This window comes from Xanthomonas sp. NCPPB 3570 (genome assembly GCF_056725115.1).
Window position 1 is genome coordinate 3250999 of sequence record NZ_CM161513.1, and the last position, 26518, is coordinate 3277516.

The 26518-nt window shown below is 71.7% G+C and carries 21 protein-coding genes; 10 read left to right on the top strand and 11 right to left on the bottom strand.

Annotation, left to right across the window (positions count from 1 at the left end):
- Positions 1 to 73 precede the first annotated feature (73 nt).
- Both AC1PLR_RS14200 and pdxH read right to left on the bottom strand, forming a co-directional pair.
- Complete coding sequence (locus tag AC1PLR_RS14200) at positions 74 to 874, bottom strand: cobalamin-binding protein (protein ID WP_481103603.1); 801 nt, start codon at positions 872 to 874, stop codon at positions 74 to 76.
- A 70-nt stretch (positions 875 to 944) separates the two neighbouring features.
- Positions 945 to 1544, bottom strand: coding sequence for a pyridoxamine 5'-phosphate oxidase (gene pdxH, locus AC1PLR_RS14205; RefSeq protein ID WP_160946412.1), 600 nt, complete (start codon positions 1542 to 1544; stop codon positions 945 to 947).
- 133 nt (positions 1545 to 1677) lie between these two features.
- Between pdxH and AC1PLR_RS14210 the strand changes: the two genes are divergently transcribed.
- The gene (locus AC1PLR_RS14210) at positions 1678 to 2220 is read left to right on the top strand and encodes a shikimate kinase (RefSeq protein ID WP_010344147.1); all 543 of its coding nucleotides are present in this window, start codon (positions 1678 to 1680) and stop codon (positions 2218 to 2220) included.
- A complete protein-coding gene (gene aroB / locus AC1PLR_RS14215) occupies positions 2217 to 3326 on the top strand; it encodes a 3-dehydroquinate synthase (RefSeq protein WP_481101395.1) in 1110 nt (369 codons plus the stop codon). Before AC1PLR_RS14210 ends, aroB begins: the two co-directional genes overlap by 4 nt.
- Before the next feature lie 58 nt (positions 3327 to 3384).
- On the opposite strand, the gene AC1PLR_RS14220 is transcribed toward aroB, so the two are convergent.
- Complete coding sequence (locus AC1PLR_RS14220; protein WP_481101396.1) at positions 3385 to 4203, bottom strand: AraC family transcriptional regulator; 819 nt, start codon at positions 4201 to 4203, stop codon at positions 3385 to 3387.
- A gap of 111 nt (positions 4204 to 4314) precedes the next feature.
- On the opposite strand from AC1PLR_RS14220, the gene AC1PLR_RS14225 reads away from it, so the two are divergent.
- The gene (locus AC1PLR_RS14225) at positions 4315 to 5340 is read left to right on the top strand and encodes an alpha/beta hydrolase (RefSeq protein ID WP_481101397.1); all 1026 of its coding nucleotides are present in this window, start codon (positions 4315 to 4317) and stop codon (positions 5338 to 5340) included.
- A gap of 68 nt (positions 5341 to 5408) precedes the next feature.
- Here AC1PLR_RS14225 and AC1PLR_RS14230 read toward each other — a convergent pair whose 3' ends face one another.
- From AC1PLR_RS14230 to AC1PLR_RS14250, 5 genes are all read right to left on the bottom strand, one after another.
- Complete coding sequence (locus AC1PLR_RS14230; protein ID WP_481101398.1) at positions 5409 to 6854, bottom strand: efflux transporter outer membrane subunit; 1446 nt, start codon at positions 6852 to 6854, stop codon at positions 5409 to 5411.
- Entirely contained in the window at positions 6854 to 10054 is a 3201-nt protein-coding gene (locus AC1PLR_RS14235; protein WP_481101399.1) for an efflux RND transporter permease subunit, read from the bottom strand. The genes AC1PLR_RS14230 and AC1PLR_RS14235 overlap by 1 nt, the downstream gene beginning before the upstream one ends.
- Entirely contained in the window at positions 10051 to 11229 is a 1179-nt protein-coding gene (locus AC1PLR_RS14240) for an efflux RND transporter periplasmic adaptor subunit (protein WP_481101400.1), read from the bottom strand. The genes AC1PLR_RS14235 and AC1PLR_RS14240 overlap by 4 nt, the downstream gene beginning before the upstream one ends.
- Positions 11230 to 11606: 377 nt before the next feature.
- Entirely contained in the window at positions 11607 to 11930 is a 324-nt protein-coding gene (locus AC1PLR_RS14245) for a cupin domain-containing protein (protein ID WP_481101401.1), read from the bottom strand.
- Complete coding sequence (locus AC1PLR_RS14250; RefSeq protein ID WP_481101402.1) at positions 11927 to 12550, bottom strand: cysteine hydrolase family protein; 624 nt, start codon at positions 12548 to 12550, stop codon at positions 11927 to 11929. Before AC1PLR_RS14250 ends, AC1PLR_RS14245 begins: the two co-directional genes overlap by 4 nt.
- Before the next feature lie 92 nt (positions 12551 to 12642).
- Here AC1PLR_RS14250 and AC1PLR_RS14255 point away from each other — a divergent pair, with 92 nt between their 5' ends.
- The 4 genes from AC1PLR_RS14255 to mdtD all read left to right on the top strand — a co-directional run bounded on the left by AC1PLR_RS14255 (position 12643) and on the right by mdtD (position 16732).
- Positions 12643 to 13596: a GlxA family transcriptional regulator gene (locus tag AC1PLR_RS14255; RefSeq protein ID WP_481101403.1), complete on the top strand. Its 954-nt coding sequence runs from the start codon at positions 12643 to 12645 to the stop codon at positions 13594 to 13596.
- Positions 13597 to 13659: 63 nt separating this feature from the next.
- On the top strand, positions 13660 to 13914 hold the full coding sequence (locus AC1PLR_RS14260; RefSeq protein ID WP_010344159.1) for a WGR domain-containing protein: 255 nt from the start codon (positions 13660 to 13662) through the stop codon (positions 13912 to 13914).
- A 9-nt stretch (positions 13915 to 13923) separates the two neighbouring features.
- Positions 13924 to 14991 (top strand): uroporphyrinogen decarboxylase, encoded by a 1068-nt coding sequence (gene hemE, locus AC1PLR_RS14265; RefSeq protein ID WP_481101404.1) that lies wholly within the window; start codon positions 13924 to 13926, stop codon positions 14989 to 14991.
- A 310-nt stretch (positions 14992 to 15301) separates the two neighbouring features.
- Positions 15302 to 16732 carry a multidrug transporter subunit MdtD gene (mdtD, locus tag AC1PLR_RS14270; protein ID WP_420009355.1) on the top strand — a complete coding sequence of 477 codons (1431 nt, stop codon included), beginning with the start codon at positions 15302 to 15304 and terminating at the stop codon, positions 16730 to 16732.
- Positions 16733 to 16847: 115 nt separating this feature from the next.
- On the opposite strand, the gene AC1PLR_RS14275 is transcribed toward mdtD, so the two are convergent.
- Entirely contained in the window at positions 16848 to 20402 is a 3555-nt protein-coding gene (locus AC1PLR_RS14275; protein WP_481101405.1) for a hybrid sensor histidine kinase/response regulator, read from the bottom strand.
- Positions 20403 to 20514: 112 nt separating this feature from the next.
- Positions 20515 to 24078 (bottom strand): hybrid sensor histidine kinase/response regulator, encoded by a 3564-nt coding sequence (locus AC1PLR_RS14280; RefSeq protein WP_481101406.1) that lies wholly within the window; start codon positions 24076 to 24078, stop codon positions 20515 to 20517.
- A 231-nt stretch (positions 24079 to 24309) separates the two neighbouring features.
- Here AC1PLR_RS14280 and AC1PLR_RS14285 point away from each other — a divergent pair, with 231 nt between their 5' ends.
- The 3 genes from AC1PLR_RS14285 to AC1PLR_RS14295 are packed head-to-tail and all read left to right on the top strand — an operon-like array spanning position 24310 to position 26123.
- Entirely contained in the window at positions 24310 to 24978 is a 669-nt protein-coding gene (locus AC1PLR_RS14285) for a YceI family protein (RefSeq protein ID WP_481101407.1), read from the top strand.
- Positions 24975 to 25541: a cytochrome b gene (locus tag AC1PLR_RS14290; protein WP_017907780.1), complete on the top strand. Its 567-nt coding sequence runs from the start codon at positions 24975 to 24977 to the stop codon at positions 25539 to 25541. Before AC1PLR_RS14285 ends, AC1PLR_RS14290 begins: the two co-directional genes overlap by 4 nt.
- A gap of 12 nt (positions 25542 to 25553) precedes the next feature.
- Positions 25554 to 26123 carry a YceI family protein gene (locus tag AC1PLR_RS14295; protein WP_481101408.1) on the top strand — a complete coding sequence of 190 codons (570 nt, stop codon included), beginning with the start codon at positions 25554 to 25556 and terminating at the stop codon, positions 26121 to 26123.
- 77 nt (positions 26124 to 26200) lie between these two features.
- On the opposite strand, the gene AC1PLR_RS14300 is transcribed toward AC1PLR_RS14295, so the two are convergent.
- Positions 26201 to 26440, bottom strand: a complete 240-nt coding sequence (locus AC1PLR_RS14300) for a glutaredoxin family protein (protein WP_481101409.1) — start codon at positions 26438 to 26440, stop codon at positions 26201 to 26203.
- Positions 26441 to 26518 lie beyond the last annotated feature (78 nt).

The following is a 26518-nucleotide window of genomic DNA, read 5'->3' on the forward strand; positions in this document are numbered from 1 at the left end:
GTCCATGGCCGCACGATGACGCGGCCATGGATGCGCGTTGCGCCCGTTCGGATGGTGGCCTGGCAGCCCCGCCCTAGCGCGCGCCCACGCCCCTGGCCCAGGCCTGGATGATGTCGGCGATGGCGCGCACGCCGTCGGTGAGCGCGGCCGGCCCCGGCTGCAGGATCAGCGGCGACTTGATCTCGAACAGTTGCCCGTCGCGCACCGCCGGAATCGCCGGCCAGCCCGGCCGCGCGGCGACACGCTCGGGGCGGAAGCGCTTGCCGCACCAGGAGCCGAGGATGATGTCCGGCGCGCGCCGCACCACCTCGTCGCCATTGGCCAGGATCCGCGCCTTGGCCAACGGCTGCACCGACAGTTCCGGGAACACGTCCTCGCCGCCGGCGATGCCCACCAGCTCGGCCACCCAGCGGATGCCGGTGATGATGGGCTCGTCCCATTCCTCCAGGTACACGCGCGGCCGCCGCGGCAAGGTGGCGGCCTGTGCGGCGATGGCGTCGAGGCCGCGCTGCAGCGCGTCGGCGTAGGCATTGGCGCGCGGCCCGGCGCCGACCAGCGCGCCGAGCCGGCGCACGTAGTCGAGAATGCCGTCGACGCTGCGATGGTTGGCGATCCACACCTCCACGCCGTGCCGCACCAATTCGGCGGCGATGTCGGCCTGGATGTCGGAGAAGCCGATCGCCAGGTCCGGCTGCAGCTTGAGGATCTCGCCGATCTTGGCGCTGGTGAAGGCGCTGACCTTGGGCTTGTCGCGGCGCGCCTGCGGCGGACGCACGGTGAAGCCGCTGATGCCGACGATGCGCTGCTGCTCGCCGAGCGCGTACAGCGTTTCGGTCGGCTCTTCGGTCAGGCAGACGATGCGCTGCGGGCCCATGCTCAGCGCGCCCCGTGCGGGCACGCGCTGACCGCGGCGGCGGCGCCGCGGCAGGCCGGGCCGGCCCCCCTCACGGGAACAGCATCCGCTTGCTCCAGTGACCGGCGGCGTCGGCTTCGTAGCGCCAGCGCTCGTGCAGGCGGTACTTGGCGCCGTACCAGAACTCGACACTGCGCGGCACCACGCGGAACCCGCCCCAGCCGTCCGGGCGCGGCACCTCGCGGCCCTCGAAGGTGGCCTCGGCCTTGGCCACGCGTTCCTCGAATTCCTCGCGCGAGGCCAGCGTACGCGACTGCGCCGAGGCCCAGGCGCCGATCTGGCTCATGCGCGGGCGCGAGGCGAAATAGGCGTCGGCCTCGGCCGCGGCGACCAGTTGCACCTCGCCATCGATGCGTACCTGCACCCCGTCCTCGCGCATGCGCCGCCACAGGAACAGCAGCGAGGCCTGTGGATTGGCCTGCAGCTCGCGGCCCTTCTGGCTGTCCAGGTGGGTGTAGAACACGAAACCGCGCGCATCGTAGGCCTTCAGCAGCACCACCCGCGACGACGGGCGCGCCTCCAGCGTGGCCGAGGACACGACCATGGCGTTGTATTCGGCCTCGTCGCTGGTGCGCGCCTCGGCGAACAGGTCGGCGAACGTGGACAGGGCTTCGGCGTAGAGATCGGGCATGGCGACAGGCACTCGGCGGACGATGCGCCATTGTCGCGCCATGCACCGCGCGACGCACGCTTCGCCGCGCGAGGCCCCGCGCACGCGCCTGCGCGGCGCGCGGGGCGGCGTCGGTGTCTGCTAGCATCGGCGGATGAATCCCGCCCCCAACCTGGTGCTGGTCGGCCCGATGGGCGCCGGCAAGAGCGTCATCGGTCGCCGCCTGGCCGAGCGCTTCGGCCTGGTCTTCGTCGACAGCGACCAGACCATCGTCGAGCGCACCGGCGCCAGCATCGCCTCGCTGTTCGAGCACGCCGGCGAAGCCGGTTTCCGCGAGCACGAGCGCGCGGTGCTGGAAAGCATCCTGAGCACGCCCGGCCACCTGATCTCCACCGGCGGCGGCGCCGTGCTCAATGCCGACAGCCGCCGCGAGATGCGCGAGCACGGCTTCGTGGTGTACCTGCGGGTCGGCGTGGCCGCGCAACTGCAGCGTCTGCACCGCGACCGCAGCCGCCCGCTGCTGCAGCGTGGCGACCGCGAGCAGGTGCTGCGCGACCTGCACGCGGTGCGCGAACCGCTGTACCGCGAGGTCGCCGACCTGATCCTGGACACCGACCACCTCACCCCGGCCGAGGCCACCGCGCAACTGGTCGTGCGCCTGGCCGCGTCGTGGAAACTTCCGGAACCCACTGCATGACCGCAACATCGCGCACGGTCGAGGTCGCTGGCGACCCGGCCTACACCATCCGCATCGGCCCCGGCCTGCTCGACGACGGCGCCGCCCTTGCCGCGCAGGTGCGCGGCCGCCACGTGCTGCTGCTCAGCGACAGCCAGGTGGCGCCGCTGTATGCCGCGCAGGTCCGCAGCGCGCTGCTGGCGGCGCGCCCCGAATTGCAGATCGGCGCGTTCGTGATTCCCGCCGGCGAGGCCTCCAAGACCCTGGACAACTTCGCCGCGGCGATCGCCGCGCTGGCCGCGCTCGGCGCCACCCGCGACGCCTGCGTGCTGGCGCTGGGCGGCGGCGTGGTCGGCGACCTGGCCGGGTTCGCCGCCGCCTGCTGGATGCGCGGCGTGGATTGCGTGCAACTGCCGACCACGCTGCTGGCGATGGTCGACTCCTCGGTCGGCGGCAAGACCGCGGTGGACATCCCGCAGGGCAAGAACCTGGTCGGCGCCTTCCATCCGCCGCGCGCGGTACTGGCCGACACCGCCACGCTGCGCAGCCTGCCGCCGCGCGAACTGCGCGCCGGGCTGGCCGAGGTGATCAAGTACGGCGCCATCCGCGACCCGCTGTTCTTCGAATGGCTGCACGCCGAACGCCGCGCGCTGCTGGCCGGCGAGGCGGCCGCGCTGGCGCAGGCGATCGCGCGCAGCTGCGAACACAAGGCCGAGATCGTCGCCCGCGACCCACTGGAGAAGGGCGAGCGCGCCCTGCTCAATCTCGGCCACACCTTCGGCCACGCCATCGAGACCGAACAGGGCTACGGCGCCCCGGACAACGCCAACCTCAACCACGGCGAAGCGGTGGCGGTGGGCATGGTGCTGGCCGCGGAACTGTCGGCCCGGCTGGGCATGGCCAGCGCGCAGGACACGGAGAAACTGCGCGCGCTGCTGCAGGACTTCGGCCTGCCCACCGCGCTGCCGGCCGGGCTGGCGCCGGAGGCGCTGCTGGCGCGTATGCGCCTGGACAAGAAGAACCTGGCCGGGCGTCTGCGGCTGGTGCTGTGGCGCGGCATCGGCCACGCCGAGATCGTGCCCGACGTGGACGAGGCCGAAGTGCTGGCGGTGCTGGCCGCCGGCTGAGCGAGCAGGCCGCCGGGCGCGTGTCCGCGCGCGCCCGGGTACCCGCGACTGCCCCCGCTCAGCGTGCCTGCCGCCACGCGCGCGGGCTCTGCCCGACCTGCGCCTTGAACACACGCGACACCGCGGCCTCGCTGCCGTAACCCACCTCGTCGGCAAGCTGCTTCAGCGGCCGTCCCTCGCGCAGGCCGCGCTGCACGAGGGCGATGCGCCAGTCCTGCAGGTACTGGCCCGGGGTGCAGCCGAGGGTTTCGCGAAAACTGCGCGCGAACGCGCTGCGCGACATGCCGGCACGCGCGGCCAGGCTCTCCAGCGTCCACGGCTGCGCCGGGGCGTCGTGGATGCCGGTCAGCGCCAGCCGCAGCCGCGCATCGGCCATGCCGGCGAGCATGCCGCCGTCGGTGAGCCCCTGCTCCATCAGTTCGCGGATCACGTGCACCAGCACCACCTCGAACAAGCGATTCAACACCGCCTGGCGCCCGCAATGCTGCGCGAACGCTTCCTCGAACAGCAGGTGCAGCAGCGTCTCACCCTGGCGCAGCGCGTCCAGCGGCAGGCAGATGCAGGGCGGCAAGGCGCGCACCAGCGGATTGGCCGCACCGCCGCCGAAGCGCAGGTGCGCGCAGGCGAAATCCGCGCCGCGTTGCGCATCGGTCTCGAAATGATGCGGCAGTGGCTGCGGATACAGCAGCAGGCTGGGCCGGTCGATCCGCAGCACGCTGCCATCGCCGTTGTACACGACCACGTGGCCCTGGCGCAGCAGGTGCAGTTGCCCGCGATCGCCGTCGTCGAGCCGGTGCAGCCCGCACAGCGTGCCGGCGTGGAAGACCTCGGCGCTGACCGAGAAGTGGGTCAGCAAGGCGGCCAGGCGGTCGGCCATTATGGACTCCGGGCAAAGTTTTCTGGACGATTCGCCACCTATCGTATCGCCTTGACGCGCAAAGTCACTCCTGTCGCCGGCACACCGCCCGGCATGCCCCAGGAGACCGCCATGAAGACCCTGCTTCCCTTGCTCGCCACCTCGCTGCTGGCCGGTGCGATCGGCACCGCCACCGCCGCGACGCCGGCCGACCAGCCCGCGCCGCTGCGCCCGGTCTCGACGTTCCTCGCCGCGCTCAACGGCAGCGGCGGCAAGCCGATCGAGCAGCTCACCCCGGCGCAGGCGCGGCAGGTACTGCGCGATGCCCAGGCCAATACGCCGTTGCCGCCGGCCGAGGTCAGCCGCACCACCATCCAGGCCGACGGCAAGCCGCTGAACCTGGTGATCGTGCGGCCGCCACACACGGCCGGCCAGGTGTTGCCGGCCTTCATGTTCTTCCACGGCGGCGGCTGGGTGCTGGGCGACTTCCCGACCCACGAACGCCTGATCCGCGACCTGGTCAACGCCTCCGGCGCGGTGGCCGTCTATGTGGACTACACGCCGTCGCCGGAAGCGCAGTATCCGGTCGCCATCCACCAGGCCTACGCCGCCACCCGCTGGGTCGCCGAGCACGGCGCGCAGATCGGCGTGGACGGCAAGCGCCTGGCGCTAGCGGGCAACAGCGTCGGCGGCAACATGGTCGCGGCGGTGGCGCTGCAGGCCAAGGCGGCCGGAACACCGGCGCTGCGCTACGACCTGATGCTGTGGCCGGTGACCGATGCCCGCTTCGACGATGGCTCGTACCAGCAGTTCCAGAGCGGCTACTTCCTCGCCCGCAACATGATGACCTGGTTCTGGGACAACTACACCACCGACCCCAAGGCCCGCGCCGAGATCACCGCCTCGCCGCTGCGCGCCACCCCGGCGCAGCTGGCCGGCCTGCCGCCGACGCTGATCCAGACCGCCGAACTGGACGTGCTGCGCGACGAGGGCGAAGCCTTCGGCCGCAAGCTGGACCAGGCCGGCGTGACGGTCACCGTGACCCGCTACAACGGGCTGATCCACGATTTCGGCCTGCTCAATGCCCTGCGCGACGTGCCCGCGGTGCGAACCGCCATCCAGCAGGCGGGCGACGGCCTGCGCGAGCACCTGAAGTAAGCGCACGTTGGGCTGCACGCCTGCAGCGCTCCCGGCTGCAGCGTGCCGCCCACTCGCACCCAACGCACTCAGGGCTGGGCGCGCTCCAGCGAGGCATCCCCGCCCAGGGTGCGATACAGCGTCACCCGATTGGTGGCCGCGGTCAGTTCCATCGCGACCAGACTGCGCTGCGCGGCGTAGTAGCTGCGCTGCGCATCCAGGTTGGACAGCGCGCTCTCCACGCCCTCGCGGTAGCGCTGCGCGCTGGCGTCGTAGGTGTTGGCGGCATCGGCGAGGAGCGCGCGCTGCGCCTGCACCTGCGCATCGATGGTGCCGCGCCGGGCCAGGGCATCGGCCACTTCGCCGAAGGCGGTCTGCACGGTCTTTTCGTAGCCGGCCACCGCGGCATCGCGCTGCGCCTCGGTGTAGCGCACATTGGCGCGCGCCGCGCCGCCATCGAACACCGTGTAGGCGACGCCGGCGCCCACCGACGCGGTGCGCGCATCGTGGGTGAACAGCTGCGACAGCGCGGTGCTGGTCAGGCCCAGCAGGCCGCTCAGGCTGATGCTGGGAAACAACGCGGCGCGCGCCGCACCGATCTGGGCGTTGACCGCGCGCAATTCGTATTCGGCCTGCACCACGTCGGGCCGCCGCAACAGCACGCTGGTGTCCAGGCCGGCCGGCGGATCGCCGATGCTGGCCGCGACCTCCTCGATCGAACCCGGTAACAGCGCCGGATCGACCGGAGCGCCCACCAGCAGTTGCAAGGCATTGGCGTCCTGCGCCAGCGCCGTGGTCTGCGCGGCCAGGTCGGCCTGTGCGGCATGCAGCACCTGGTTGGCTTGGTCCAGGTCCGAATGCGGCACGATGCCGCCGTCCACCCGCTGTGCGGTCAGCGCCACGCTGGTGCCGGCGCTGCGCGCGGTGTCCTGCGCGAGCGTCAGCAGGCTGCGGTCGCTGGCGTAGGTCAGCCAGGTCGTGGCGATGTCGCCGACCAGGGTCAGGCGCGTGGCCCGTGCCGCGGCTTCCTGTTCCAGGTAGCGCTGCTGCGCGGCCGTGCTCAGCGCATGCAGACGGCCGAACAGATCGAGTTCGAAGGCGGTGACGCCCATAACCAGGTCGTAGTTACTGGCATAACCGGCAGCCGGCGCGGCCGCTGCGTTGCCGCCCTGGGTCGCGTCGTTGGCCGGCGCCGCACCCTTGCCGCGATAGGAGCGCGTATAGGTCGCGCTGGTCCCCACCTCCGGCAGCAGGGCCGCGCGTTGGATCCGGTACTGCGCCCGCGCCTGGGCGATGTCGGCGAGGGCGATCCGCAGGTCGCGGTTGTGGTCCAGCGCCTGCGCGACGAGCGCCTGCAGCCGCGGGTCGGCGAACACCTGCCGGTAGCTCAGCGACGGCAGCGTGGCCTCGTGCTGCGCCAGGTAGGCATCGCCCACCGGCCACGACGGTGGGATCGGTGCGGTGGGACGCACGTAGGCCGGCGTCAGGCTGCACGCCGACAGCAGGCACGCGGCGCCAAGCGCGAGCGCGCGCATCAGGCCGGCTCCGGCAGCGTCGGCGCCGACGGCGGCGCGGCGCCGTTGCGACGTGCGCGGCGGCGCGCCAGCCACTCGGCCATCGCGATGTGGAAGGCCGGCGTCAGGTACAGGGTCAGCGCCTGCGAGAACAGCAGGCCGCCGACCACGGCGATGCCGAGCGGGCGCCGCGCCTCGGCGCCGGCGCCGAACCCCAGCGCGATCGGCAACGATCCCAGCACCGCTGCGAGGGTGGTCATCATGATCGGGCGGAAGCGCACCGTGGCCGCTTCCAGCATCGCCGCACGCGGCTGCTGCCAGCGTTCCTCGCCCGAGCGCTCCAGGTCCAGCGCGTAGTCCACCATCATGATGCCGTTCTTCTTGACCAGCCCGACCAGCAGGATCAGGCCGACGAAGCTGAAGAGATTGAGCTCCTGGCGGAACAGCACCAGCATGAGGATGGCGCCGAACCCGGCCAGCGGCAGCGAGGTCAGGATGGTGATCGGGTGCAGCGCGTTCTCGTACAGAATCGCCAGCACGCCATAGATCAGCAACACGGTGATCAGCAGCAGCATCGGCAGCGTCTTCATCGAATTCTCGAAGGCCTGCGCCGAGCCGGCGAACTGGCCGCTGATGGCGCGGGCGTCGTCCTTGCCCAGGGTCTGCGCCATCAGGTTGCCGATGCCGGCGGCGGCCTCGCCCAGCGACACGCCTGGCGCCAGGTTCATCGACAGCGTCACCGCCGGCAGGCCGGCGTAATGGTTGATCGCCACCGGCCCCACGCCCATGCGCACGTCGGCCACTGCGCGCAGCGGCACCATCGGGCCGCCGGCGGCGGTCAGCACCGCACTGGTGCCGGAACTGCTGTTGGAGGTCTGCGTTCCGATCGCGGTGATGCCTGGGTTCTGGTTGCCGTTGAACGACAACGCATCCAGGCCGTTGAGGTCGGCCTGCGCCGCGGGATCGACCTGCAGCAGCACCTCGTACTGGTCTGTGTCGCCGTAGATGGTGCTGATCTTGCGGCCGCCGTAGGCGCTGGCCAGCGTGTCCTGCAGGCCGGCGGCGGTGACGCCCAGCGCGGCGGCCTGCTCGCGGTGCAGCACCACCTCGATCTCCGGGTTCTTGAGCTGCAGGTCGCTCTGCGGATCCTGCACGTCGCGCAGTTGCCGGATGCGTTGCAGGATGGTGTCGGACTGGGCGTACAGCGCCTTCTGGTCGGTGGACTGCAGCACGTACTGCAGCGACCCGTTCGAGGCCGTCGGCCCCATGTCGATCGCCGGCGGATTGCGCATGTTGAGGGTGATGCCCTGGATCGCGGCGACCTGCTTGCGCACGTCCTGGATCACCTCCTCGGCGCTGCCGCTGCGCTCGGACAGCGGCTTGAGCCCGATCAGCAGGCGCCCGCTGTTGCTGAGCGAATTGTCCGAACCGATCACCGATTCGACATTGGCCACGTTGGGATTGCGCTGGATGATCTTCACCACCGCCGCCTGCTTGGCGACGAAGTCGGCGAAGGCGGTGCCCTCCGGCACGCGGGTGTCGCCGTCGATCTTTCCCGAATCCACCTGCGGGATGAAGCCCTTCTCGACCACGGCGTAGACGCCGGCGGTGCCGACCAGGGTGGTCACGCCGATGACGCACATCAGGCCGATGCGCTCGGTCGCCCAGGCCAGCGAGCGCGCGTAGCCGCGTTCGCTGGCGTCGACCAGCCGGTCGAAGCGCTCGAATACCCAGCCCGTGCTCTTCTTCGGGTCCAGCCAGCGGCTGGCGAGCATCGGCGTGAGGGTCAGCGAGACGATGCCGGACAGGATCACCGCGATCGCGATCACCATGCCGAACTCGGAGAACAGCCGCCCGACCAATCCGCCCATGAACACGATCGGCAGGAACACCGCCGACAGCGACACCGTCATCGACAGCACGGTGAAGCCGATCTCGCGCGAGGCGGCGATGGCCGCATCCATCCGGCTGGCGCCCTGCTCGGCGTGGCGGACGATGTTCTCGATGACCACGATGGCATCGTCGACGACGAAGCCGACCGACAGGGTCAGCGCCAGCATCGAGATGTTGTCCAGACTGAAGTGCAGCAGGCGCATCACCGCGAAGGTGCCGATCAGCGAGGTCGGCAGCACCAGCGCCACGATCAGGGTCGCCATCCAGCTGCGCAGGAACAGCAGGATCACCACGATCACCAGTACCAGCGAGCCGACCAGGGTCCACTCCACGTCCTCCACCGAGGCGCCGATGTAGTCGCCGCGGTCGTAGAGCACGTCGAGCTGGGCGTCGCCGGGCAACTGCGCGCGGATCCCCGGCAGCGCCGCCTGGATGCCCTGGGTCACCGACAGCGTGTTGGCGCCGGGCTGGCGGTGGATGTTGATCTCGATCGCGCGCTGGCCGTTCAGCGAGGCGGCGGTCTGCAGGTTCTCGACGCTGTCCTCGGCGTGGCCGACGTCGCGCAGGCGCACCGGCGCACCGTCCGCATAGCTCAGCACCATGGCGTCGAAATCGGCCGCGCGCTTGAGCTGCCCGTCGGCGCGCACGGTGTAGGACCGCGCACGCCCCATCAGCGTGCCGGCCGGCGCGTTGCTGTTGCCCGCCTGCACCGCCGACACCACCTGGTCGAAGCCCAGGTGGCGGGCGGCGAGCAGGTGCGGGTTGACGAACAGGCGCACCGCGTACTTCTGCGCGCCGTTGACGTCGATCTGGCCGGCGCCCGGCACCGAGGCCAGGCGCAGCGCCACGCGGTCCTTGGCGAACTGGTTGAGCAGCGGCAGCGCGATGGTCCTGGAGCGCAAGATCAGGTGCATGATCGGCGCGGCGCTGGGGTCCTCCTTCTGGATCTGCGCCGGGTTGATCTCGCGCGGCAGCAGCCCGGCCGCCTGCGACACCGCGTTCTGTACGTCCTGCGCGGCGGCATCGACATTGCGGCTCAACGCGAATTGCAACACGATGCGGGTGCTGCCGACGCTGCTGGTCGAGCTCATCGTGTCCAGCCCGGGCAGACCGCTGAACTGGCGCTCCAGCGGCGTCGCCACCGCCGCGGCCATGGTCTCGGGATTGGCGCCGGGCAGCGACATGTTGACGGTGATGGTCGGGAAGCTGACATCGGGCAGCTCGCTCACCGGCAGCGCGAAGTAGGCCATGCCGCCGGCCAACACCAGCCCGATCATCAGCACCGAGGTCATCACCGCGCGGCGGATGAACAGCGCCGACAGGTTCACGCAGGCCGTCCGGTCGCCGCCGCGTTTGGCGTGGCGTGCGGGTTGCCGGATTGCACGGCGCTGCCGTCGCGCAGTTCGTTGGGCACGGTGAGGATGACGCGGTCGCCCGCGCGCAGGCCCTTGGCGATCACCGCCTGCCCGTCGATCATCCGCGCCACGCTCAGCGGCCGCGCCACGGCGCGACCACCGACCACGCAGTACACGTACGGCCCCTGCTGTCCCTGCTGCAGGGCGCTCTCGGGCACCGACAGCGCCTGCGGGTCCTCCGCCAGAATCACCCGCACGGTCACGAACTGCCCCGGCCACAGCGTGGCGCCGGCGTTGGCGAAGCGCGCGCGCAGTTCCAGGGTGCCGCTGCTGGTGTCGAAGGCGTTGTCGAGAAACGCCACCTCGCCGCGATCGAGCAGCGTGCCGCTCACCGCATCCAGCGCCAGCACCGGCAGCCCCAGGCCCTGCTGCCCCAGCGGCGCGGCGCGCACGGCATCGACCTGCACATGCGCCAGCGCGAAACGCACCTCGATCGGGGTGCTGACGTTGAGCGTGACCAGCGCGGTGCTGGAACCGCTGGACACCAGATTGCCCGGCTTGACCGCGATGGCGCCGGCGCGGCCGTCGATGGGCGCGCGAACCTGGGTGTAGGCCAGCGACAGCTGCGTCTGCTCGACCTGCGCCTGGTCGGCGGCGACGGTGCCGCGCAGCGAGCGCAGCGTGTCGGCCGCCGTGGTGTAGGTCTTGGGATCGACCGCGCCGGTCCTGGACAGCTTGGCGTAGCGCGCCTCGGTATCGGCCGCATCCGCCGCCAGCGCCTGGTCGCGGGCCAGGGTGGCGCGTGCCTGCGCCAACGCCGCGCGCAGCGGGCGCGGGTCGATGGTGAACAGCAGTTGCCCGGCGTGGACCTGCTCGCCGTCATGGATCAGCACCGACTGCAGCACCCCGTCGGCCTGCGCGCGCACCTCCACGGTCTGCGGCGACAGCAGCGTGCCGGAGGTCTCGATGATGTCCGGCACCCGGTGCGGCGCGACGGTCATGGTCTGCACGCGCAAGGGTTCGGGCGCCGGCGCGGGTTGCTGGCGATGTGCGCGCCAAATCCACACGCCGAGGATCAGCAGGCTGACTGCGACGAGTCCGGCCAGCAGTGCGACCCGGCCCAGGCCGCGCGCAGCGTATGCCGTCACATATCCCGGCGCACGCCGGCGTGTTGTGCGCGGCGCCGCACTGTCATCGTGGATGGCAAGGTGGCGCGCGGGGTGATCGCGTCCCGCGCCGACATTTGGGTGCTGCCCAGGGAACCGCCCATCGCTCTGGCTTCGCATGCCGGCCGCGTCCGCACTCATGGTGAATGGCGATGCCGTGACACCAGGATCTCTGTGCGCACGCAGCGGCATAGCCTGTCCCAATGACGCCAGATCGACAGTGATGGCTCCGTGATAGAACGCACATGATTAGGTGCGGTTTGTGCCGCGCCGTGCACACTTCATCGACGGACCCATGTCTCTGCCCACCGCGTGGGCGAGGACCGTGGCGCAGGCCGGCCAGGGGTGTGCCCGAACGCTCACGGACTGCCGTCGCGCTCAACCACCAGTACCCGCGCTGCGCCCTGCGGGTGCGCCACGTGCTCGGTGCCCTCCGGCGCATGGAACACGTCGCCGGCCTGCAGCAGCGCCGCCTGATCGACGCCGTGCACGCGCCAGCGCATCCGCACCTGCCCGTCCAGCACCACGAATACCTCAGCCCCGTCGTTGACGTGCCAAACGTACGGTTGGTCGGTCCAGTGGATGCGCACGCCGATCCCGTCCAGCAGCGCCACCGGCAGCGCCTCCCAGGCGCGGCTGCCGGTGAACTCGCGCGCACGCAGCACCCGCGGCACGCCGCTCATGCCAGGCCCCGCGCGCGGCGGTTGGACTGCAGCACGCTGTCGCGCGGCAGCGACTGCCCCGCCTGCACCGCGGCGATCCATTGCGCGGTGTCGGCGACCGCGGCGAAGTTGCTGTGGAACACCACCCCGAACACCCGGTGGATCTCCTCGGCGCTGGCCTGGCCGGCGGCGTTGGCGTACGGCAGCGCGCCGCTGGCGTCGCCCAGCACTTCCACCGCCAGCCCGCGGTGGAAGGCCTCGTACACGGTGGAGGCGTTGCAGTTGTGGGTCATGTAGCCGGCCACGGTCAGCGTGTCGATCGCGTGCTGCTGCAGCCAGTCGGCCAGCTCGGTATCGGCGAACACGCTCGGCCGGCTCTTGCGCAGCAGCCGCGCATGCGGCCGCGCGGCGACCTGCGGGTGCAGCGCCCAACCGGCGCTGCCATCGGCGAACACCGGTGACTGCGCCGGCGCGGTGTGCTGCACCACCAGCACCGGCACGCCGTGCGCCTGTGCGGCATCCATCGCCTGCAGGATGTTGGGCAGCGACTGCGCCACCGGCGGATGGGCGATGGGCAGCGCGCCATCGAAATACTCGTTCTGGACATCGATGACCAGCAGGGCGCGGCGGGGAGAAGACATGCGGTGGCTCCGAGGCGAAGGGGCAGCCAGTGTCGGCGGCCGCCCCCGCGCCGACGAGTGGCCCGAAACACCGTTTTCGCTAAAATCGGGCCATGTCGCCGCATCGCATCGCCGTGGTCGCCTTCGACCGCATCAGCCCCTTCCACCTGGCGGTGCCCTGCCAGGTGTTCGAGGCGCGGCCGGACACCGACCTGCCGGCGTTCGAGCTGCGGGTCTGTGCGGCCGACCCGGGTCCGCTGCGCACCGACGCCGGCTTCGCCATCCAGGTGCAGCACGGCCTGGAGGCGCTGGACGACGCCGACACGGTGATCGTGCCGTCCTGGCGCGATGCCGCCGAGCCGGCGCCGGCGGCGCTGTGCCAGGCGTTGCGCCGCGCCCACGCCGCCGGCGCGCAGGTTGTCGGGCTGTGCCTGGGCACCTTCGTACTGGCCGATGCCGGCCTGCTCGACGGCCGCCCCGCCACCACCCACTGGGCGGCGCTGGCGCGCTTCGCGCAGCGCCATCCGCAGGTGCGGCTGCAGCCGGACGTACTGTACGTGGACGACGGCGACGTGCTGACCTCGGCCGGCACCGTGGCCGGCATCGATTGCTGCCTGCACCTGGTGCGGCGCCGCCACGGCGCCGACGTCGCCAACCGCATCGCCCGGCGCCTGGTGGTGGCGCCGCACCGCCAGGGCGGGCAGGCGCAGTACATCGAACAACCGCTGCCGGCCAGCCGCCGCGACGCCCAGCTGGGCCCGACCCTGGACTGGATGCTGCAGCGCCTGGACCAGCCGCAACGGCTGGATGCGCTGGCCGCGCACGCGCGGATGAGCCGGCGCAGCTTCACCCGACAGTTCCGCCAGGTGACCGGGACCACCGTAGTGCAGTGGCTGGCGCACCAGCGGCTGGTGCGCGCCCAGCAGTTGCTCGAGCGCACCGACCTGCCGCTGGAGCGCATCGCGGCCGACTGCGGCTTCGGCAGCGCCGGCGCGCTGCGCCTGCAGTTCACGCGCGACCTGGGGTTGCCGCCGTCGGCGTATCGCCGCGGCTTCCGTGCCGGCTGAGCGGCCGCAGCGTTCCGCCGACCGGGCCACGTCGCCTGCACCGGCACCCGCTACAATCGGCGCATGCGCGTCTTCCTCCAGCAACGCCCCGACGGCAACGAGCCGCCACGCTACCTGCAGCTGACCCTGCAGCCGGACCTGCTCGGCGGCTGGGAACTGTTGCGCGAGAGCGGCCAGATCGGCGGCCGTGCGCAGCTGCGGCGCGAGCTCTACCTGCAGCAGGAAGACGCCAACGCCGCCTTCGAGAAAGCCCGCGACGCCCAGCTCAAGCGCGGCTTCCAGGTCATGTTCACCCGTGGCGCCGACGCGCCGCGCTAAGGAATCCCCATGCTCAAGAACGACCGCCTGCTGCGCGCGCTGCGCCGCGAGCCCGTGGACCAGACCCCCGTGTGGCTGATGCGCCAGGCCGGGCGCTACCTGCCCGAGTACCGCGCCACCCGCGCCCGCGCCGGCAGCTTCCTGGCCATGGCCAAGACCCCGGAACTGGCCTGCGAGGTGACCCTGCAGCCGCTGGCGCGGTTCCCGCTGGACGCGGCGATCCTGTTTTCGGACATCCTCACCATTCCCGATGCGATGGGCCTGGAGCTGTACTTCGTCGAAGGCGAAGGCCCCAAGTTCCGCCACCCCGTGCGCGATGCCGCGGCGATCGCCAGGCTCGGCGTGCCGGACATGGAGACCGAGCTGCGCTACGTGATGGACGCGGTGCGGGTGATCCGCCGCGAACTCGACGACAGCGTGCCGCTGATCGGCTTCTCCGGCAGCCCCTGGACCCTGGCCTGCTACATGGTCGAGGGCGGCGGCAGCGACAACTACGCGCGGATCAAGGCGCTGGCGCTGAACGACCCCGCGGCGCTGCACGCACTGCTGTCGGTCAACACCGACGCGGTGATTGCCTACCTGGCGGCGCAGCGCGCGGCCGGCGCGCAGGCGCTGCAGGTGTTCGACACCTGGGGCGGCGTGCTGAGCCCGGCCATGTACCGCGAATTCTCCCTGCCCTACCTGCAGCGCATCGCCCGCGAACTGGCGCGCGGCGATGGCGCCGAACGCACCCCGCTGATCCTGTTCGGCAAGGGCAACGCGCCCTACCTGGAGGAGCTGGCCGGCTCCGGTGCCGAAGGCGTGGGCGTGGACTGGACCATCGACCTGGCCGACGCCGCGCGCCGCACCGGCGGCCGCGTCGCCCTGCAGGGCAACCTGGACCCGGCGATGCTGTACGGCGCGCCGCAGGCGATCGACCGCGAAGTGCAGCGCGTGCTGCGCAGCTACGCCGACGGCAACGGCGGTTCGCTGGACGGTCATGTGTTCAACCTGGGTCACGGCCTGTCGCCGGACATGCAGCCGGAGCATGTCGGTGCGTTGGTGGAGGCGGTGCAGCGGCATAGTCGGCGTGGTTAAACGCCGGGATTCGGGATTCGGGATTCGGGATTCGGGATTGCAGTCTCGCGCACGGTCGGCGATCTGACCGTGCGCTCGATCTTTTGCGCTTCGTAGGAGCGGCTTCAGCCGCGACAGAATGTTGCGGCAATGCCCGTCGCGGCTGAAGCCGCTCCTACAAAAACACGCGCATGCCGCCGTCTGCGGAGGCCTGCACGGCGCCTCTCGCTGAGCGTGGGCTGCATCGCCCACACGCACTGCACACGACTGCACGACACGGCGACGCGATCTGCGCGATGCTATTGCTCCCCCCGCGTCACCCTGCGTGCCGATGTCCGCGCCCTCCTCCGATCCGATCGCCGTTCCCAACGCGCGCAGTTTCCGTCCGCTGCTGTGGCTGGTCTCGCTGGCCATCTTCATGCAGATGCTCGATGCCACCATCGTCAACACCGCGTTGCCGGCGATGGCGCGCAGCCTGGGCGAGAGCCCGCTGCAGATGCAGTCGGTGGTCTTCAGCTACGCGCTGGCGGTGGCGATGTTCATTCCCGCCTCCGGCTGGATCGCCGACCGCTACGGCACGCGCCGCACCTTCCTGACCGCGATCGTGCTGTTCACCCTCGGCTCACTGCTGTGCGCGGCGGCGCCGCGGCTGCCGTATCTGGTGGCCGCGCGCGTGCTGCAGGGCATCGGCGGCGCGATGCTGCTGCCGGTGGGCCGGCTGGCGGTGATGCGCTCGGTGTCGCGCGCGCAGTTCCTCAGCGCGATGAGCTTCATCGCCATCCCCGCGCTGATCGGGCCGCTGGTCGGGCCGACCCTGGGCGGCTGGCTGGTGCAGGTGGCGTCCTGGCACTGGGTGTTCCTGATCAACCTGCCGATCGGCGCGATCGGCTTCGCCGCCGCGCTGAAGATCATGCCGGACTTCTACGGCGAGCAGCGCACCCGCTTCGACCTGGTCGGCTACGCGATGCTTGCTTTCGGCATGGTCGCGCTGTCGCTGGCGCTGGACGGCATCTCCGAGCTGGGCCTGCGCCACGCCTTCGTGATGCTACTGGCGATCGCCGGGCTGGCGGCGCTGATCGGCTACTGGCTGCACGCGGCCAACGCGGCGGCGCCGCTGTTCCCGCTGCATCTGTTCAAGGTCACCAGCTTTCGCATCGGCATCCTCGGCAACCTGTTCTCGCGCGTGGGCAGCGGCAGCATGCCGTTCCTGATCCCGCTGCTGCTGCAGGTGGGCCTGGGCATGAGTCCGATGAACGCCGGGCTGATGATGATCCCGGTGGCGCTGGCCGGCATGGCCTCCAAGCGCGCGGCGGTGAAACTGGTGGAGCGCTTCGGCTACCGCCGCGTGCTGATGACCAACACCGTACTGGTCGGCACCGCGATGGCCAGCTTCCTGCTGTTCGACGCCGGCCAGCCGCTGGGCTGGCGGCTGCTGCAGCTGGCGCTGTTCGGCGCGGTCAACTCGCTGCAGTTCACCGTCATGAACACCGTGACCCTGCGCGACCTGGACCGCGACCAGGCCAGTGCGGGCAACAGCCTGCTGTCGATGGTGATGATGCTGGCCACCGGCTTCGGCGCCGCGGCCGCCGGCAGCCTGCTGGCCGCGTTCAACACTCATCTGGGCGACACCCACGGCGCCACCGCGGCGCTGCATGCGACCTTCGTCTGCGTCGGCGCGATCACCCTGACCTCGACCCTGATCTTCTGGCAGTTGCCGGACACCCGGCCGTCGCCGAAGCAGGTGGAGGAAGTGGCGGAGTAGCCGAAAAGCAGGGATTGGGGAGTCGGGATTGGAGATTCGCAACGGCGGCGGTATCGCGGTCTGCCGGATCCGTTGAAGCCGCTCCTACGACGGCGGCGGCGGCGCGGCGAACGCGCTAAGGGCGATCGTCGCTGCCGTGCTTCCCCGGTTGCGGTGTTTCTTCCGGGCCCGGCTCACCCTCCACCGCCTTCGCCAACATCTCGCCCGTCACCGGCTTGCGCAGGAACCCGCTGAAACCGGCGGCACGCGCCTGCGGTTCGGCGTCGGCGTCGGCGCGGGCGGTGACCGCGATCAGCGGCATGACGTAGCCGAAGGCGCGCAACTGCCGCGCCAGCGCCAGGCCGTCCAGGCCGGGCAGATCCAGGTCCAGCAGGGCGATGTCGAAGGGGCTGGCCGCCGCTTCGGTCAGCGCGGCCAGCGCGTGCGCGGCGTGGGTGACGTGGTGGCCGCGCGCGCGCAGCAGGCCGCCGACCACTTCGGCCACGGTCGGGTCGTCCTCGACCAGCAGGATCCGCCGTGGCGCTGCGGCGCCGGCGGACGCGTGGGCGTCGCGCGGTGCCTGCGACAGCGGCACCGGCGCCCACGGCAACGGCAGGTCGACGACGAAGCGCGTGCCGGCACCGAGCCGGCTGCTCAGGTCGATGCGCCCGCCCATCGCCACCGCCAGTTCCTGGCTGATCGCCAGGCCCAGGCCGCTGCCGCCGTAGCGGGCGGCGGTGCGCGGCCCGTCGGCCTGCTCGAAGCGCTGGAACAGCCGCGCCTGCTGTTCGGCATTGATGCCCGGCCCGGTGTCGGCGACCTCGAAACGCACGCCCTGCTGCGGCTGCAACGGCGCCACCCGCAACTGCACGCTGCCGTGCTCGGTGAACTTGATGGCGTTGTTGAGCAGGTTCAGCAGGATCTGCCGCACCCGCGTGGCGTCGCCGTGCGCGGTGACCTGCGGCGGCATGGCGTTGTCCAGGGCGAAGACCAGCCCGCGGCTGCGCGCCATCGGCCCCATCATCGCCTCCAGTTCGGCGATCAGCCGGCCCAGGTCGAACGGCTGCTGCTCCAGTTCCAGGCGCCCGGCCTCGATCCGCGCCAGGTCCAGCGCATCGTTGACCAGGCGCAGCAGGTGCGAGCCGGCGTCGTGGATCGACTCGGTGTAGCGGCGCTGCTTGGCATCCAGCGACGTGGCCAGCAGCAGTTCGCTCATGCCCAACACGCCGGTCATCGGCGTGCGCACCTCGTGGCCGAGCGTAGCCAGGAAGCGGGTCTTGGCCAGCGAGGCCTGCTCGGCCACCTCCTGCTTGTGCACGGCCAGTTGCCAGGCGGCGCGCCGGCGCAGGCGCCGCCGGTACAGGTAGGCGAGCAGCCACAGCGCCAGGGCGGCCAGCGCCACCAGTCCGGCCACGCCCCAGGGGCTGCGCCACCACGGCGGCAGCACGCGGAAGCGCAGCGTGACCACCTTCGACCACACCTTGTCGGCAGTACGCGCCTGCATCTCCAGGGTGTAGTGGCCCGACGGCAGCCGCGAGAACAGGCGCTCGCCGCTGGCGCCCACGTCGACCCAGTCCGGGTCGTAGCCGCTGAGGCGGAAGCGGTAGGTATTGGCGTCGGTGTCGGAGAACGACAGCAGGCGCGCGACCACGTGCAGATCGCGGTCGCCTTCCTGCAGCACGATGCGGTCGGCGTGCAACAGATCCAGCCCACGCTCGCCGCGGCGCACGCCGATGTGCTCGATCACCAGCGGTGGCTGCCGCTGCGACGGCACCACCTGCGACGGCTCGAACAGCACCACCCCGTCCGGGGTGCCGCCGAGGATCTGCCCGCTGCGCGCCTGCACCAGGCTGCGGATCTGGAACTCCTGGTTGGGCAGGCCGTCGTGCACGCCATAGGAGCGGATCGCCTTGCTCGCCGGATCGACCCGGATCAGGCCGCGCATGCTGCTCAGCCAGGCCACGCCGCTGGCATCGACCACCAGGCCGTTCGGCGCCAGCGCCGGGAACTCCTGCTCGGCATCGATGCGGTCGAGCAGGCTCAGCCGACTGCCATCCCACAGATAACGCTCCAGGCAGCCGACGCTGGCCAGCCAGACCACGTTGCCGTCGCTGATCGCCAGCGCGCTCAGCGGGCGCTGCGGTGCGCCGGGCACCGCTTCGAATCGCGCGCGCTCGGGGCTCCAGGCGAGCAGCCCGTGCTGCCCCAGCAACCAGGGCTGGCCCTGCGGCCCGAGGCTGGCCTCCTGCACGGTCAGATCCGCAGGCAGGCCGGCGTTTCCCGGCGCCATGGTGCGCAGCACGTGGCCATCGAGGTCGCGCACCTGCACGCCGCTGATGTCGCTGAAGATCCAGAGGTGGCGGTCGCTGCTGAAGACGATCCGATCCACCTGCTCCATCATCGGCGCATCGGCACCGGCGTCCTTGTCCCAACGCCGGACCTCTCCGCTGGCCGGGTCGTAGCGCAACACGCCTCCGGCGGCCGCCGCCCACAGCCGGCCCTGCGGGTCCTCGGCGATCGCCCGCGTCCAGTCCAGACCGAACAGCGCGCGCATGTGCCGACGCACGGCACCGGTGGCCGGGTCGAGCTTGTCCAGCACCCCTCGCGTGCCCGCCAGCCACACGCCGCCGTCGCGGGAAGCGGCAGTCGCCAGCACGTAGGGATTGCCCATCGACTCCGGGTCGTCCACCCGGTAGGACAGCACCGAGAACTGCTGCCAGTTGGCCGGCAGGTGCCACAGGCCGGCATTGCCGCTGGCGAACCACAGGCCGCCCTCGCGGTCCTCGAAGGCCAGCGACCAGTTCGGCTTGACCAGTCCGTGCGCGGAGTTGCTGTACAGCGGTACGTTGCGGATCACCCCTGACTCGCTTTCGCGGCCCAGCCCGTCCATGGTGTCGAACCAGCGCGTGCCGTGGCGGTCGTGGACCAGCATGCCCAGCACGCTGTCGCCGGGCATGTTGCGCCAGTACGGCTCCACCACGCTGGCGTCGGCGCGCACCAGGCGCGCCCCGCCGGTGGTGGCGACCCACACCGTGCCATCGCGTTCGGGGGTCAGCCCCTGCACCTCCGGCCGCGGCAGCGCGGCGGCGTCGAGTCGCTGGAAATCGTGCCCGGTCCAGCGTGCCAGGCCACCGCGGGTGCCCACCCACAGGGTGCCGTCCGGCGTGGTCGCCAGATGGGTGACGCTGGCCGAAGGCAGGCTGTGCGCGTCGCCGGGGATCGGCATGAAGCGGCGCAGGCGGCCGTCCGGCTGCAACTGGTGCAGGCCACCAGCGGAGGTCCCGAACCAGACGCTGCCGTCCGGCGTGGACGCGATGGCCCACACGGTGGTGGAGCCGATCTGCGGATAGGTGCTGCGATCGTAGTAGCGGAACTGCCGGCGATCGGCGGAGAGCATGCCCAGGCCGGCACCGTCGGTACCGAACCAGACCCGGTTCTGCGCATCCACGTGCACCGACCAGATCTTGTTGGCGTGCAGGCCGTCCTCGATCCGCCAGATGCGGTAGCCGCGTCCGTCGAAGCGCGCCAGGCCGTCACCGCTGGCCAGCCACAGGTAGCCGAGCTTGTCCTCGGCGAAGCCATTGATGCTGTTGGACGGCAGGCCGTCGGCCACGGTCAGCTGGCGCGGCTGCGGCGTCGGCGGCACCGCCGCGCCGGCGACCGCGGACCACGCCAGCAGCAGCCATCCCAAGATCCGTCTCGACCGCATCGCCTCTGTCTCCCCCCGACGGGCATCCGTCCCGCGTCACCGGCGCCATCGTCGGCGATAAACGCCGGCGCTGGCAACCGCGGCCTGCATCCGCTCAGACCGGCGGCGGCGCGCCGTCCAGCACCGCGTCGATGGCCGCTTCCAGCATCTGCCCGGTGACCGGCTTGCGCACGAATCCGGCGAATCCGGCAGCGCGCGCGGCGGCCTCGGCCTCACCGTCGGAGCGCGCGGTCACCGCCACCAGCGGGAAGCCATGGCCCAGCGCACGCAACTGCCGCGCCAGCGCCAGGCCGTCGAGCGCCGGCAGGTCCAGGTCGAGCAGGCCGATGTCAAAGCTGCCCTGGCTGGCTTCGGTGAGCGCTTCCAGGCCGTGCGCGGCCCAGGCCACCTGGTGGCCGCGGCCCCGCAGCAACTCGATCATCACCTGCGCCACGGTCGGTTCGTCCTCGACCAGCAGGATGCGCAGCGCGGTGCGCGCGCGCGGCGCCACCGCCGGCGCCGCCGGCTCCTGCGCCAGGCGCCAGCGCAGCGGCAGGCCCACGCGGAAACGCGCGCCATGCCCGAGCCGGCTCTCGACCTGGATGCGTCCGCCCATCGCCATCGCCAGTTCCTGGCTGATCGCCAGGCCCAGGCCGCTGCCGCCTTGGCGCACCGCGGTGCGCGGCCCGTCGCCCTGCTCGAAGCGCTGGAACAGCCGCGCCTGTTGTTCGACGCCGATGCCCGGGCCGGTGTCTGCGACCTCGATGCACAGCCCGTGGCCGTCCTGCGTCGGCGCGACCGTCAGCGCCACCGAGCCGCTGCTGGTGAACTTGATCGCGTTGCCGAGCAGGTTCAGCAGGATCTGCCGCACCCGCAGCGCATCGCCCTCCACCGTGGTCGGGCCGGGCATGGCGTCGTGCAGATCGAAGCGCAGCCCGCGCGCCTGCGCCAGCGGCGCCATCAGGTTGACCACTTCGGCGATCAACGCCTGCAATGCGAATGGCTGCGACTCCAGGCGCAGGCGCCCGGCCTCGATCCGCGCCAGGTCCAGCGCGTCGTTGACCAGGTGCAGCAGGTGCGTGCCGGCGCGGCGGATCGACTCGGTATAGCCGCGCTGCTTGGGGTCCAGCGGCGTGGCCAGCAGCAGTTCGCTCATGCCCAGCACCCCGGTCAGCGGCGTGCGCACCTCGTGGCCCAGCGTGGCCAGGAAGCGGGTCTTGGCCAGCGAGGCCTGTTCGGCCAGTTCCTGCTTGTGCAGGGCCAGTTCCCAGGCGTGCTGGCGGCCCAGGCGGCGCCGGTAGGCGCGCAGCGACACCAGCAGCAGCAGGCCGGCCGCCGCGAGCAGCCCGACGATGCCCCAGACGCTGCGCCACCACGGCGGCTGCACCTGGAACGGCAGGCGCAGCGTCGGTGACCACGCGCCATTGCGGGTGCGCGCCTGGATCTCCAGCACCTGCGCGCCGTCGGGCAGTTGCGGCAGGGTGCGTTCGCCGCTGGCGCCGGTGCTGACCCAGTCGCGGTCGTAGCCCGGCAGGCGGAACCGGTAGACGATGTGTTCGGGATCGATGTACGACAGCAACCGCACCGCCACGCGCAGGTCGCGATCGTCCGAGCGCAAGGTGAAGTCGCCGCGCGTCGGCAGACTCAGCAGGCGCGGGCCGCGCCGCACCTGCACGCTCTCCATGCTCAGCGCCAGCGGCACCGGCACCGGATCCGCCTGCTGGGTGTCCAGCAGCGCCACGCTGCCGTCGGCGGCCGCGGCCACCAGTACCCCGTCGGCGGTCATCAGCAGACCGCGCCGGACCAGCTCCTGGCTGCCGAGCCCGTCGCGGGTGCCGAACGCGCGCACCGCCGGGGTGCGCCGCGGATCGACCCGGAACAGGCCGCGGCGCATGCCCAGCCACGCGCGCCCCTGCGGATCGGCGACCAGTGCGCTGGACTCGGTGGCCGGCAGCCCGTCGGCCACCGCGTAGCGCCGGCTGCGCTGCCACCTGCTGCCGGTGCGCTGCCACAGCTCCAGCCCGGACAGCCGGTGCACCCACAGCGTGCGCGCGTCGGCGAAGGCGAACGACTGCACTTTCTCACCGGCCAGTTCCGGCGGCGTGCGGAACTGGCCGGCCGCGTCGTCCCACTGCTGGAACTGTTCGGCGGCCAGCCACGGCGTGCCGTCCGGCGCCATCGCCAACGCCGCGATGTCGGTGCCGGCCAGGCCGTGCTGGCCGCCGGGAATGTTCTGCAGCACGCGGCCGTCGCCATCGCGCACCTGCACGCCGTAGCCCGGCGCGCCGATCCACAGCCGCTGGCGCGCGTCCAGTTGCAGCCAGGCGAGCGTGCCGTCCGGGATCGCATCGGCCTCGCCGGCAGTGCGGGCCCAGCGCTGCAGCGGGCCGCCGTCCAGCGGGCCACGCAACAGCACGCTGCTGCCGCCGATCCACAACGCGCCGCGCGGGTCGTCCAGCACCGACAGCGTGCGTCCGCTGGGCGCGCCGTTGGACCAGTGCGGCGCGCTCAGCGCACCGCTGGTGGTATCGAGGCGGAACACGCTGGCGCCGGCGCCAAGCAGCCACACCCCGCCCGCGCGCGCCGGCGCCAGGCCGACGTACTGGTCGGCAGGCAGCCCCTGCGCGGTGCCCAGCACCGCCAGCCGGCGCCAGTCCGGACGCAGGTAGCCCAGGCCGCGGGTCGGCAGCGGCACCCACAGGCCGCCCTCGCGGTCGCGCAGCAGGGTCTCCACCACGCTGGCGCCGGACACCGCCGCGCCGCCGGTGTCCACCCGCCGCGCCGGCCCGTCGGCCGGCTTGTGCCACAGGCCTTCGCCGTTGCCGAGCCAGTAGCCGCCGGCGCCGTCCTCGGCAATCGCGTTGGCGGCGCGGTGCAGCGCGCCGATCCAGTCCGCGCGCAACCAGCGCCCGGCACGGTCGCGCCGGAACAGCCCGGTGTTGCCGCTGAACCACAGGCCATCGCTGAGCCGGGTGATCGACATGATCACCTGCTCCTCCTGCGGCATGCCGTCGTCGATGCGGTAGGCGCTGGCGTGGCGGCCGTCGTAGCGCACCAGGCCCTTGAAGGTGCCCACCCACAACACCCCGGCGTCGTCGAAGGCCAGGGTCAGCACCGCGCTGTCGAGCAGCGCGTCCACCTTCGGGTCGCCGGCGCGGATGCGCTGCACCCGGCCATCGTCGCCCAGCCGGTACAGGCCACCGCGGTAGGTGCCGAAGAACACGGCATCGCCGCGGCTGGCGATGGCGAACACCTCGTCGCTGCGCATCGCCGGCTGCGTGGCCATGTTGAAGTGACGGAAACCGCGCCGGTCCGCGCCGAGCATGCTGAGGCCACCGCCCTCGCAGGCCACCCAGATGCGGTCGCGCGCGTCGATGTGCAGGTCCTGCACGTAATTGCAGCGCAGCGACGCCGGATCGGCCGGGTCGTGGCGCCAGACCCGGAACTCGCGCCCGTCGTAGCGGGCCAGGCCATCGCCGCTGGCGATCCACAGATACCCGTCGCGGTCCAGCTGCAGCCCGGAGATGTCGCTGGACGGCAGCCCCTGCTCGCTGGAGAACACCCGAAAGCGCGGCAGTTGCGGCACCCCGGCCCAGGCGTCGGCGCAGACGCCGGCCAACGCCAACAGGCAGGCCAGCCCCCAGCAGCGCCACCGGCGTGGGGGATGCGGGATGGGCATGGACATCGGCTCCGGCAAAGGACGTCGGCGGATGAACACCGGCGCACTGCCGGGGCCGGACGCGCGGGGCGGCCGCTCCGTATGCCGCTCGCCGCGGCAGCGTTCTTATACCGCGCGGCCGCGGAAAAATCACACCTGTCGCGGCGTGCAACGAACCGTTACGTGGCGCAAGTACGCAGCCGGGCCGGACTGTGACTAGAATCCGGCGACCCTCCCAGCGCGGCCCGCTTCATGCTCAAACCCTCTCTCGTGGCGCTTCTGCTGGCCTTGCCGGGCGCCGCCCTGGCCGCGCCGGCGCAGTACGCGCTGGACCCGGTACACACGCGGGTGCTGTTCGCGATCGAGCACGCCGGCTTCTCCAAGGCGCTGGGCACCGTGTCCGGCAGCACCGGTACCCTGGTGTTCGACCCGGACGACTGGCGCAGCGCGCGGCTGCAGGCGCGGGTGCCGTTGCAGCGGCTGGATCTGGGCGATGCCAAGTGGAACCGCGCCGCGCTGGCGCACAACCTGCTCGACGGCGACCGCTACCCCGAGGCGCAGTTCGTCTCCACCCGCGTCGAACCCATCGACGCACAGCACGCCAAGGTGATCGGGCAGTTGACCCTGCACGGCGTCACCCGCGAGGTGACCCTGGACGTGACCCTGAACGCGGTCAAGCGCCATCCGCTGCCGCCATTCCGCCGCACTGCCGGCTTCTCGGCCACCACCACTCTGCAGCGCGCCGACTTCGGCATCAGTGCCTGGCCCTCGGTGATCGGCGGCACGGTGGAGCTGCGCATCGAGGCCGAGGCCACCCGCGAAGGCGGCGCCAAGGCCGAGCCGGATCCGGCACCCGGCACCCCGCCCGCTACTCCCACCGACACCACCACCGCGCCGAATGCGCAGGACGGCACGCCATGAGCGCCCGCAACACCCCCGACCGCTGGGGCAGCGTCAGCCAGACCCTGCACTGGCTGATCGCCGCCCTGATCCTGCTGCTCGGCGTGGTCGGCCTGACCATGGGCGAGTTGCCGAAGACGCCCAAGTATTTCTGGGTCTACACCGCGCACAAGTCGCTGGGCCTGACCGTGCTGGCGCTGGTGATCGTGCGGCTGGGCTGGCGCCTGTACGCCGGCGCGCCCAAGCCGGTGCCGGGCACGCCCGGCTGGCAGGAGCGCATCGCCGACGCCACCCACGCCTTGCTGTACGTGATGATCTTCGCCATCCCGCTGTCCGGTTGGCTGTACGACTCGGCCAGCGGCCTCCGCCCGTTCCGCTGGTTCGGCCTGGTCGCCGTGCCCAAGCTCAGCGCCCCGAACGAGCATCTGCGCGACCTGTCGCACACAGTGCACGAATGGGGCTTCTGGCTGCTGATCGCGGTGGTCCTGGCGCATGCCGGCGCCGCCTTCTACCACCACCTGTTCCAACGCGATGCCACCCTGGCGCGGATGTTGCCGCGCGGCTGGCTCACCCCCAAGTCCTGAGGAGCTGTTTCGATGTCCACCCGTTTCGCGTCCCCCGCCGCCGTTGCCGCCAGCCTGGTGGCCCTGCTCGCCGCCGCCCCCGCGGTGCGGGCCGCCGACTATGTGCAGGCCCCCGGCTCCACCCTGGTGTTCGCCAGCAAGTACGACGGCGAAGTGTTCACCGGCCAGTTCCCCGGCTTCGACACCAAGCTCAGCTTCGACCCGGCCAATCTGGCCGGCGCCAAGCTCGACGTCACCATCCCCCTGGCCGGCGCCAAGAGCGGCAACAGCGACCGCGATTCCACCCTGCAGAGCGCCGACTTCTTCGACGTGGCCAAGTTCGCCACCGCGCACTACCGCGCCGACAAGTTCCGCGCGCTGGGCAACAACCAGTTCGCTGCCGACGGCACCCTGGAACTGCGCGGCGTGTCCAAGCCGGTGACCCTGACCTTCACCTGGACCCCGGGCGCGCAGCCGATGCTGGCCGGCAAGGCCACGGTCAAGCGCCTGGACTTCGGCGTGGGCGGCGGCGACTGGGCCGACACCAAGACCATTCCCAACGAAACCGCGATCAGCACCAAGGTGGTGTTCAAGGCGAAGTGATTCGCCACAGGCCGCGGGCGCGCGGCCGCTGAGCGGCGGATTTCCTCGTCGGGTCCGCCGCTTTTTTTATGCGCTTCTTACACGCGTTCGGCCGCGTCCGCCAACCAGGCACGCACGCCGTCCGCATCGAACGGCCAGTCCAGTTCGCGCCCGTCGGCGGCGCGCAGCACCGGCACGCGCACGCCATAGCGCGCCTCCAGCGCCGCGTCGTCGTCGATGAAAACGCTTTCCAGGTCGGCCATGCGCGCCTGCGCCAGCACCTGCAGGGCCTGGTCGCACAGATGGCAGTCGTCGCGCTGGTACAGGGTCAGGGACATGCTCGCGTCCTATGCTGCGCTGCGGACCTGTGCCGCGCGCCGGAAGCATAGAATAGACGGTCTTTCGCCCCCCCCCCT